This window comes from Nocardiopsis sp. NRRL B-16309, assembly GCF_001279585.1.
Lineage (GTDB): Bacteria > Actinomycetota > Actinomycetes > Streptosporangiales > Streptosporangiaceae > Nocardiopsis.
Window position 1 is genome coordinate 373228 of sequence record NZ_LGEC01000016.1, and the last position, 10889, is coordinate 384116.

A 10889-nucleotide genomic window follows, 5' to 3' on the forward strand; every position below is an offset into this window, starting at 1 on the left:
GCTACTCCTCCCCCTCGGTGGTGCCGGGACCGCCGCCGGACCGGCCGCGCCCGTCGTCGCGGCGACGGCCCCGCCGCCGGGTGCCCCGGGTCCCGCGCCGCCGCCCGCCCCCGCGGGTGACGGGCAGCGCGCCGGTCGACACTCCCTCGTCCGGGCCGTCCACGCCGTCCACGCCGTCCAGGACCGTCCGTTCGGACGCCCCGGTCTCGGCACGGGCCGCGCCGGACCGGTCCGACCGGTCCGAGCGCCCCGCCCTGTCCGACCTGGCGCGGCCCGCCCGGGGCCGGCCCGTCCGGGTCCGGCGGCGCGACCGCCGCAGCCCTTCGGGGCGGCGGGGCCTGGGGGCGGGCGTGGACTCGATGAGCCGCGCGTCCTCCTCCGTCCGCACCCCAGGCGCGGCCAGGACCGCCACCACCACGACCAGGACGGCCTGGGTGACCAGCCACGCTGTGTGGACGTGGTCGGTGTGCCACACGCGGACCTGGCCGCCGTCCACGGACAGCTCCCAGGCCTGGTTGCCGTGTTCGGTGGCCACCGGGGCCAGTTCGGTGCCGTCGAGGGTGGCGCGCCATCCGCCGTCGGCGGGCTCGCCCAGCGAGAGCAGCCGCCCGGCGCCGCCGGGAGCGGTCTCGGCGGTGAGGTCGCCCGCCTCGCCCCGCACGGTCAGTGCCTCGGCCCCGGCGCCGTCCTCGGACACGACCCGCAGCGCGCCGCCGGGATCGCTCAGCCGCCACAGCGCGTACCGGTCGGACAGGGACTGGCGTTCCAGTCCGGGAGTCCCGTCGAGGGTGTCGACCATGGTGGTGTCGGAGGGCCCCGCGATGTCGGGGCGCGGGTAGAGCACGTACTGGACGCCGTAGTCGGCCAGGGTGAAGAGCTGGTCGCCGCCCTGCCCCACGGCCAGCTCGGCGACGGCCCGGTCCACGGCCGCGCGGGCCTCCGGGGCGGGCGTGACACGCTCCTCGCCCAACCGCGGTTCCCGCCCGCGCACGATCGTGTAGTCCACGCCGCCGTCCCCGTCCGGGGTCACCACCAGGGTGCGCGGCCGGGTGCCGTCCTCGCTGAGCGTCTCCAGGGCGCCCGGGACGACGGGGACGAAGTCCGCGGTGACCGGTCCGTCCACGCCCTCCCACATCCACAGCGCGGCCGCGGTGACCGGGGTGGCCAGGGCCAGCGCGGCGACACCGAGGGCGAACACGCGTCGGCCGCCCCGCCCGAACCAGCGCCGGAGGAGGCCCGCGTCCGCGCCCTCGCCCCTGGCCATGTCGCCGAACGCGCGGGCGGCGCTGGCCGAGGCCAGCAGGACCGCGGTGGCGGCGAACGCCAGGGCCACGCCCGGCCAGACCGCCGCCGGGGGCCCGCCGAAGTGCGGTTCGACCACGATCCGGCTGGTGAGCACGGCGATGAGGATCCCGAACAGGGCCAGGGTCCATCCGGCGGCGACGAGCATCCGGTTGCGGAGCAGCAGCAGGGAGCACAGGGCGGCCGCCAGGAATCCGGCGGTCACCCAGAACGGCGGGGTGCCGGGGCCGCCCGGGGAGAGCATGAGCGGCTCGTACGGGGCCGCCCCCGGGTCCGAGAGCTCGGGCCGGTGCAGACCCGCCTCCAGCAGCCACAGCGAGGGGTGCAGCAGCAGTTCCAGCGACCACGGCATCAGCAGGACGACCGGCAGAGCCAGGCTGAGCAGGATGCTGACGTGGATGCGGCGCCCCAGGTGGGCGAAGGCGACCGCGACGAGCACACCGGTGGCCGCGCACAGCAGCCACACCATCGGGACGAAGGCGGTGGCCACGGCCAGGGTCAGGCCCAATCCCCAGGCGGCCCGCCGGGAGTGCCGCGGCGGCATCGAGACCACCCGCACCAGCAGGAGGCCGAGCACCGGCAGCAGCGCGTGCACGAGCGCGGTGCCCAGTCGGCCCTGGGCGACCGCACCGGTCGCCATGGGCAGCAGGGCGTAGGCTCCGGCCATCCACAGGCGGGCCGGGCGGTAGCGCAGCACCTCGCGGGCCAGGAGGTAGGCGGTCAGTCCGGCCAGCGGCACGCAGCCGAGAAGGACGACGGTCACCGCCAGCCACGGCTTGCCCAGGGTCAGCGTGGACAGCAGGGCGAGCAGCCCGACGTAGGGCGGGACCGGCGCGTCCGAGCCGAGTCCGCTGTCGGGGTACCCGGACAGGTACAGCGACCACAGGTCGCCCGCCGAGCCCACGACCGGCGGCAGGGCCCCGCCCGCGAGGAGGTCGCCGAACAGCAGGGAGCGCCCGGCGACGAGGGTGACGGCCACCAGGCCCGCGACCAGGAGCGGTCCGGGCCGCAGCAGGACGCGGCGGACGAACCCGTTGCGGTCGTCGGGGGTGTCGTCGTCGCCGCCGGGACCGGGCTCGGCGGTCACGGCCTGGTGCCGGCCGGGGGTGTTGCCCACCGGGTCCCCGGACAGGACGCCGGTGACGGCGTCGTGGAACTGGCGGATCGCCACGCCGCGCGCGAGGAACGGCCGGATGGCGCTGTAGGTGCGGCGGCGGTCGCGGCGGCGCCGGAAGCGCGCGCGGGCCAGGCGGAAGGGCCGCAGGTACACCAGGGTGATCGCCGCGGCCTCGTCCAGCGCGTTGGCGGGCTGCTTGATGAGCAGGTACATCAGCACGCGCAGCAGCGAGCCGAAGGAGTTGCGCAGCAGGGCCGCGACCATTCCGCCGAAGGGCAGGTTCGCCAGGAGCACGAACACGGCGTGGCGCCGGTCGACCCTGCGCGGGTGGTTGCGGGTGGCGGTGATGGGCCGGCGCCGGCGCGCCGAGGCCTCGGCGTGGTAGGCGACCGCGTCGGTGACCAGGATCGCACGCAGGCCGGCGCCGCCCACGCGCCAGCAGAAGTCGATGTCGTCGCGGAAGAGCGGCAGGGCCGGGTCGAAGCCGCCGAGCCGGTCCCACACGTCGCGGCGGACGAGCATCCCGGCGCTGGAGACGGCGAGGACCTGCCGGGTGCCGTCGTGCTGTCCGTGGTCGAACTCGCGCTGTTCCAGACCGGTCTCGCGTCGGCCCGCGCCGTCGATGGTGACGCCGGCCTCGATCAGGAGGCGGCGGTCGAACCAGTCGCGGAGCTTGGGCCCCAGGACGGCGGCGCGCGGGTCCTGGTCCGCGGCGGCCAGCAGGTGGTCGAGGGCGTCCGTCTCCGGGGTGAGGTCGTCGTGGACGAGCCAGATCCATTCGGTGGCGTCGTCGTCGAAGCCGCGCACGGGCGTGGTGGAGCGGGGCAGTTCCAGGGCGGCCCGCACGGCGTCGCCGAAGCCGGTGTCGGCGGGCAGGTCGAGGACGGCGTCGGCGGGCAGGTACTCGGCGAGCGTGGCGGGGCTGCCGTCGGTGCTGCCGGTGTCCGCCGCCACGACGCGTTGGACGGGCCGGGTCTGCGCGCGGACCGCCGCCAAGGTCTCCGGAAGCCAGCGGGCGCCGTCGTGGTTGACGACGACCACGGTGACGACGTGTCGGGCGGAATCCTGGTCAAGCACGGCTGTGGTGGGTTCTCTCCGGGAGGCGGGGTGGGCACCGGTGTCCGGGCCCGTGCGGGTGCCGGCCGCGGAGGCCGGCGGTCGGTGGGCGCGTGAGCGCGCCGGAGGCGGCCCGCGGGGGCGAGCCGGGACCTCACGATACGCCACCCCGCACCATTCGGGACCTATTCGGCGCAGCCGCCCCCGCCCCGGCCATATCGGGCTATTTCCCGCGAGTGGTGCGTTCGACGCAATACGAACGTTCTCCGCGAACACCCCGAACATGAAGAACGCGCGCCCGGACTCACAGCCCGAACGCGCGTCTTCGCGTCAGCTCCTACAGCATGTCCGCCAGGAAATCGAAATCCCCTCCGGCGGCTTTCTTCAGCCTTCGGCGCTCACGCTCGGAGAGTCCCCCCCAGATACCGAAGCGCTCATCGTGCTCCAGTGCGTATTCCAGGCACTCCGCACGTACCTCGCACGACTGGCAGACCTTCTTCGCTTCCCGCGTCGAGCCGCCCTTCTCGGGGAAGAACGCCTCCGGGTCGGTCTGCGCGCACAGGGCACGTTCCTGCCAGCCCAGATCTTCATCCGAGCCGTGCGCCAGCGGGATGACCTCGCTCATGCGCACCTCCTGTTGCCCCCCATAGATGTCCCCGGCCCTTTTCGTCCCCCAGGCCGGGTGGAATCCCACCTTGAAATTACACGTGGCCGCGTGACCGATAGTCAAGCGCCCTGCGTGGTAATCCACTGAATATCATGTAACGAAGCGCCAACGTCGGCTCCGCGATGTCCGTTCTGCGGATTACCACGCAATTCACGGCCTTCCAAGGCAGCGGGAGCGTGGGGCCCCGTGCGGGGTCAGCGCCGCTCTTCTCCGCCGTACCAGCTCTGCTGATCCCCGGTACCGCTCTGTCCCTGCTGGTCAGAGCCGTAGCCGGAACCGGAGCCGTACTGGCCTCCGTAGGATCCGGTCCCCTGGCCGGCCGCGTCGGTACCGTTGTTCTCACCGGAGTTAAAGAATGGTTCAACTCCGCCCTCGGCGGGAGTGTCCTGCGCCTGCCCTCGCTGGTCCGCGCCCTGGTACCAGCCGTACTGGATCGCGTCCTGGGCGGCCTGCTCGCCGGAGTTCGGGGCCGCGTCGGCGGCCTGCTGGCCGCTGTCGTAGGACTGCGGCGCGTACTGGGAGGGGTCGTAGGCCGCCGCGTACTCGCCCTGCTGCTGCGCGGCGGCGTCGGTGCCGTACTGCTGGCCGTAGGCCTGCTGGGCGCCGGTCCCGTACTGCTGGCCGTAGGCCGCCTGCTGCTGCGCGGCGGCGTCCGCACCGAACTGCTGACCGTACGCGGCCTGCTGCTGCGCCGCCGCGTCATAGGCCTGCTGCTGGCCGGAGGCGTCCGCGCCGAACTGCTGGCCGTAGGCGTGCTGGGCACCCGTCCCGTACTGCTGACCGTAGGCCGCCTGCTGCTGCGCGGCCGCGTCATAGGCCTGCTGCTGGCCAGAGGCGTCCGCGCCGAACTGCTGACCGTACGCGGCCTGCTGCTGCGCCGCCGCGTCGTAGGCCTGCTGCTGGCCGGAGGCGTCCACACCGAACTGCTGACCGTAGGCGGCCTGCTGCTGCGCGGCGGCGTCATAGCCCTGCTGCTGGCCGTAGGCCTGCTGGGCGCCGGTCCCGTACTGCTGGGCGTAGGCCTGCTGCTGACCGGTCTGCATCGGGTCGGCACCGGTCTGGGCCGGGTCCGCGGCTGCCGCCTGGCCCTGGTAGCCGGTCTGCGCGGGGTCGGCGGCCGGCTGGACGGGGTAGCCGGGCTGGGCGAAGGACTGCTGGGCTCCCGTCGCGGGCGGGTAGGCCTGCTGCGGGTTGTACTGCGGCTGCTGCGGCTGCTGCGGCCGGGGCACCAGCACGGGGTTGTTGAAGACCTTGAGCAGCACGAAGCCGACCAGGCCGAGCACCGCGCCGTGGCTCAGCGTGGAGAACATGGAGGAGAAGCCGTAGCCGGCGTTCTCGACTCCGATGAAGCCCGTGATCAGGCCGATCAGGGCGAACAGCAGTCCGACACCGACCATGATCATCGCGGTCACCACGACCGGGGCCGCGGCGGCGCGCGACTGCTCGTTCGTCACGACCACGGCGACCGCGGCCGACACCAGCAGGACGATCCACACTCCGTAGAAACCGGCACCCGCCCCGCTCATCGCGGACGCGAACGTCCCGGGGTAGCTGGACCCCGCGATCATGCGGATGAGACTCGCCAGCATGGATGCGCCCGCGGCTCCCAGGAGGATCCAGGCCCCCAGCGGGCGCAGGCGGTCTAGTGATTCGGTGTTCAAGGGAGGTTCCCCTCTGCTGCTTCGCCGTCGCGTCGGTGAAAGCTTGGCATATCGTCGGTCGGTCAGATGAATCGACCGGATCCGGACAGAACCTGGGGACACCGGGCACCGGTCGACAGAATGAGATGGCGGCCGGAGCGGCCGGGTTCACGAGGGCCCGGCGCCAGATCGGTCACACCTGCGTCGCGCGCCCACGGCGGGGCAGACGACCCATACACGCCACCAGCCTGCCAGACTTGGACGCATGCGGATAGTCGTACCGGCCGGCGGTATCGGCGGCGCACGTTTCCTACGCGGCCTCAAGGCGGCGCTGGGAACGGACGCTCCTGCCACCGAAGACCAGACCACAGGCAGCAGCATCACCGTCATCGGCAACACGGGTGACGACATCACCCTGTTCGGGCTGAGGATCTGTCCGGATCTGGACACGGTGATGTACACCCTCGGCGGCGGCATCAACGAGGAACAGGGGTGGGGCCGCACCGACGAGTCCTTCACCGTCAAGGAGGAGCTCGCGGCCTACGGGATGCAGCCCACCTGGTTCGGGCTCGGCGACCGGGACACCGCCACCCACATCGTGCGCGCGCAGATGCTCGCGGCGGGCTACCCGCTCTCCGCGGTGACCGAGGCCCTGTGCGACCGCTGGCGACCGGGCGTGCGCCTCCTGCCCATGACCGACGACCAGGTCGAGACGCACGTGGTCGTCGACGACGGCCAGGGCCGCCGCGCCATCCACTTCCAGGAGTGGTGGATCCGCCACCGCGCCGCCCTGCCCGCCGAGCAGATCGTCAGCGTGGGCGCCGAGTCGGCCAAGCCCGCCCCCGGGGTGCTGGCCGCGATCGCCGAGGCGGACGCGGTCATCCTGCCGCCGTCCAACCCGGTCGTCAGCGTCGGCTCCGTCCTCAACGTCCCCGGGATGCGCGAGGCCATGGTCGGCAAGACCGTGGTGGGCGTCTCACCCATCATCGGCGGAGCCCCCGTCCGCGGCATGGCCGACGCCTGCCTGGCCGCGATCGGCGTGGAGACCTCCGCGGGCGCGGTCGCCGAGCACCTGGGCTCGGACCTGCTCGACGGCTGGCTGGTCGACGAGGCCGACGCGGGGACCGCGGTCGAGGGGATCGAGGTCCGCTCGCGCCCGCTGTACATGACGGGCCCGGAGGAGACCGAGGCGATCGCCCGGGCCGCCGTAGACCTGGCAGTCGAGCTGCGGGGGACGGACCGGTGAGCGCCCGCGTCAGCGTCCGCGGACTGGACGGCATCCCCGAGGTCCGCGAGGGCGACGACCTGGTGGCGCTGGTCGCCGACGCCGTGGCCGCCTCCGGCACCCCGCTGGCCGACGGCGACGTGCTCGTGGTCACCTCCAAGATCGTCAGCAAGGCCGAGGGGCGCTCGCGCCGGATGGACCGCGAGGAGGCCGTCGACGCCGAGACCGTGCGCGTGGTGGCCCGCGCGGGCCGCACCCGGATCGTGCAGACCCGCCACGGGCTGGTGATGGCCGCGGCCGGTGTGGACGCCTCCAACGTCGAACCCGGCACGGTGCTGCTGCTGCCGGAGGACTCCGACGCCTCCGCCCGCGCTCTGCGCGCGGGGCTGCGCGAGCGCCTGGGCGTGCGCGTGGGCGTCATCGTGTCCGACACCTTCGGCCGCCCCTGGCGGGTGGGCCAGACCGACGTGGCCATCGGAGCCGCCGGGGTCGTCCCCGTCCAGGACCTGCGCGGCACCGCCGACGCGCACGGCAACGTGATGGAGGCCACGGTCAACGCGGTCGCCGACGAGATCGCCGGCGCGGGGGAACTGGTCAAGGGCAAGACGAGCGCGGTCCCGGTCGCGGTCGTCAGCGGGCTCGGCGACCTGGTCACCGAGGAGGACGGCCCGGGGGCGGCGGCCCTCGTGCGCCCGGCCGACGCGGACCTGTTCCGGTACGGCTCGCGCGACGTGGTCCCGGCCCGACGCACCGTGCGCTCGTTCACCGACGAGCCGGTCGACCCGGCCGCCGTGCGCCGCGCGGTGGCCACGGCCGTCACGGCGCCCGCGCCGCACCACACCACGCCGTGGCGGTTCGTGCTCGTGGAGTCGGCGCACACGCGCAAGCGGCTGTTGGACGCGATGCTCCAGGCGTGGGTGGCCGACCTGCGGGCCGACGGTTTCTCCGAGGAGGCCATCGCCCGCCGCACCCGGCGCGGCGACGTGCTCCGGGAGGCGCCCTACCTGGTGGTGCCGTTCCTCGTCGCGGACGGCGCCCACCCCTACCCCGACGAGCGCCGGGCCGCGGCCGAGCAGTCGATGTTCCTCGTGGCGATGGGCGCCGGGGTGCAGAACCTGCTGGTGGGGCTGGCCATGGAGGGCCTGGGGTCGGCCTGGATCTCCTCGACGATGTTCTGCGCCGACGTCGTGCGCGAGGTGCTGGACGTCCCGGCCGAGTGGCGGCCCATGGGATCGGTGGCGGTCGGGCACGCGGCCGAGCCGCCCCGGGACCGGCCGCCGCGGGACCCCGAGGACTTCGTCACCGTCCGCTGAGGGGGTAGGGGCGCTTCACGCCGGAAGGGATCGGGTGGGGGTCGGGGCGCTTCACGCCGGAAGGGATCGGGGCGCCTCACGCCGGAAGGGTTCGGGGCGCATCACGCCGGGTCCTTCGTCGTCGCTACTGCCTTGCTCGTTCCTCGCTGGCGGCAGAGACTCCTCCTGCAGGCACCGGCGCGCCCCTCACCCCCCTGCTTTCTTTGGGCCTCCGCTCGTTCCTCGCTTTGGCCCGACCAACCCCCCAGTGGTCCCCAAGAGCGCATCGCTCACGTCCAACCCCCCAGTGGTTCCCGAGAGCACATCGCTCACCTCCAACCCCAAGTAGTACCGGTGAGCGGAACCGCTCACCTCCAACCCCCAGTGGTGCCGGTGAGCGGAACCGCTGACCTTCAACCCCCTCGGGGGAAGACCCGGGAGCGCATCAGCCCCGACCAACCCCCCGTGGTCCCCGAGAGCGCATCGCTCACGTCCACCCCCGTGGTTCCCGTAGCCCCGCGTGTGCCCACCCAACCCCCAGTGGTCCCCAAGAGCACATCGCTCACCTCCAACCCCCAGTAGTGCCGGTGAGCGGAACCGCTCACGCCCACCCCCCAGTGGTGCCGGTGGCCCAGCGTGTGCACGCCCAACCCCCTGTGCCTCATGGCCAGCGGGTGGAAGCCGCGCGACCCGGCCCCCCTCAACCCCAAGGGGTGAGACGTGAGCCGTCCAACCGAGGGAACCCGCAGTGCGGACCTGCACGAACAGGCCTACGTCAGCCCCAGGGGGTGAGAGGTGGCCGTTCAGACTGCGGGGCCACAGGGGGTGTCGCGAGGGGCGCGCCAGTGTTCTGCAGGAGGAGACGGGGCCGCCGGAACGAGCAAGGCAAGTCGACGACGAAGAACGCTGGCTACTCGGCGCCCCGAGCACGGGCCAAAGCGAGGAACGAGCGGAGGCCCCCGGAGACACAGCGCGGAGGCCCCCAGCAAACACACCCCCGAGGAAAAGGGCAACTTTCTTTACCATTTCCGTTGACGGGGCCGGAACACAACTCTAAGGTTTCCTAACAATTAGCGTGGCCTCCGCGCCTCCCCACAACGACGCATCGTCTCCCCGCTCGATGACAGGAGCACGCCCCCCATGCACGAACACCGTCGTACCCCCCGCCGACGCGGCACCGTCGCCGCCCTGATCGGCGCGGGCGCCCTCCTGGCCTCCGCGCTGGTCGCCGGCGCCGGACAGTTCACCCCCTCCCCCACAGAGGTCGAGCCCGTGGCCGACACCGAGACCGCCCAGCAGTCCGCCCCCTGGCTGACCGGCTACTGGCACAACTTCGACAACGGCTCCAACGTCCTCACCCTCGGCGAGGTCCCCAGCGAGTACAACCTGGTCGCCGTCTCCTTCGCCGACAACCACCCCTCGCTCGACGGCGGCATCACGTTCAACCTCGCCAGCGCGGAGCTGGACGGCTACACCGACCAGGCGTTCCGCGACGACATCGCGGCCGTGCAGGCCGAGGGGCGCAAGGTCATCCTCTCGGTCGGCGGCGAACTCGGGCACGTGTCCGTCACCAACGCCACGCAGGCCCGCAACTTCGCCGACACCGCGTTCGCGCTGATGCAGGACTACGGCTTCGACGGCATCGACATCGACCTCGAACACGGCATCGACGCCCAGTACATGAGCAGTGCCCTGCGCGACCTGAGCTCCCAGGCCGGCTCCGACCTGATCCTGACGATGGCGCCGCAGACCATCGACTTCCAGAGCCCGGACCGCGAGTACCCCAAGCTCGCCATGGAGATCTCGGACATCCTGACCATCGTCAACATGCAGTACTACAACTCCGGCACGATGCTGGGCTGCGACGACCAGGTCTACAGCCAGGGCACCGCCGACTTCGTCGCCGCGCTGGCCTGCATCCAGCTGGAGATGGGGCTGAGCCCGGACCAGGTCGGTCTGGGGCTGCCCGCGACCCCCTCCGCGGCCGGCGGCGGGCACATGGCGCCGACCGAGATCGTGCGGGCGCTCGACTGCCTGGAGAGCGGGACCAACTGCGGATCCTTCTCCCCCGAGACCCCCTACGGCCCCATCGGCGGCGTGATGACCTGGTCCGTGAACTGGGACTCCACCAACGGCTACGCCTTCGCCGAGACGATCTCCGCCCGCCTGGGCAGCGGCCCCGGAGAGCCCACGGACGAGCCGACCGATGAGCCCACCGAGGACCCCGTCGACTGCGACGCCCCCGCCTGGGCCTCCGGCTCCGTCTACACCGCCGGTGACACGGTCTCCCACGAGGGCACCGTGTACCGCGCCAAGTGGTGGACGCGCGGCGAGGAGCCCGGCACCACCGGCCAGTGGGGCGTCTGGGAGACCGTCGGCGCCTGCTGACGCCCGGCCGAGCCCCCTTCCCGGCGGCCCGTCACCGCACTCCCGACCGTGACGGGCCGCCACTCCCCCAGGGGCGGGGCGCCGCGACCCTGCGCCCCGCCCTCCCCACCCCGCCCTTCGCCTCCACCCTCGCCGCCGCTCCCCCGTCCCCCACCGACGGGCGCCCCGGCGGGTCCCGCGCGCGTCCCGCGCCGGGGAGGAC

The 10889-nt window shown here is 73.3% G+C and carries 6 protein-coding genes; 3 read left to right on the forward strand and 3 right to left on the reverse strand.

The window, feature by feature from the left end; all coding sequences use genetic code 11:
- Position 1: 1 nt before the first annotated feature.
- The 3 genes from ADL05_RS04635 to ADL05_RS04645 all read right to left on the reverse strand — a co-directional run bounded on the left by ADL05_RS04635 (position 2) and on the right by ADL05_RS04645 (position 5803).
- The gene (locus ADL05_RS04635) at positions 2 to 3496 is read right to left on the reverse strand and encodes a glycosyltransferase family 2 protein (RefSeq protein ID WP_053615590.1); all 3495 of its coding nucleotides are present in this window, start codon (positions 3494 to 3496) and stop codon (positions 2 to 4) included.
- Between the two features lie 316 nt (positions 3497 to 3812).
- Positions 3813 to 4100, reverse strand: coding sequence for a WhiB family transcriptional regulator (locus tag ADL05_RS04640; RefSeq protein WP_014908913.1), 288 nt, complete (start codon positions 4098 to 4100; stop codon positions 3813 to 3815).
- A 236-nt stretch (positions 4101 to 4336) separates the two neighbouring features.
- A complete protein-coding gene (locus tag ADL05_RS04645) occupies positions 4337 to 5803 on the reverse strand; it encodes a hypothetical protein (protein ID WP_053615591.1) in 1467 nt (488 codons plus the stop codon).
- Between the two features lie 244 nt (positions 5804 to 6047).
- Here ADL05_RS04645 and cofD point away from each other — a divergent pair, with 244 nt between their 5' ends.
- From cofD to ADL05_RS04665, 3 genes are all read left to right on the forward strand, one after another.
- Complete coding sequence (cofD, locus tag ADL05_RS04650; RefSeq protein ID WP_053615592.1) at positions 6048 to 7028, forward strand: 2-phospho-L-lactate transferase; 981 nt, start codon at positions 6048 to 6050, stop codon at positions 7026 to 7028.
- The gene (locus ADL05_RS04655) at positions 7025 to 8320 is read left to right on the forward strand and encodes a coenzyme F420-0:L-glutamate ligase (protein ID WP_053615593.1); all 1296 of its coding nucleotides are present in this window, start codon (positions 7025 to 7027) and stop codon (positions 8318 to 8320) included. The genes cofD and ADL05_RS04655 overlap by 4 nt, the downstream gene beginning before the upstream one ends.
- 1119 nt (positions 8321 to 9439) lie before the next feature.
- Positions 9440 to 10687, forward strand: coding sequence for a glycosyl hydrolase family 18 protein (locus ADL05_RS04665; protein WP_053615595.1), 1248 nt, complete (start codon positions 9440 to 9442; stop codon positions 10685 to 10687).
- The last annotated feature ends 202 nt before the right edge of the window (positions 10688 to 10889 follow it).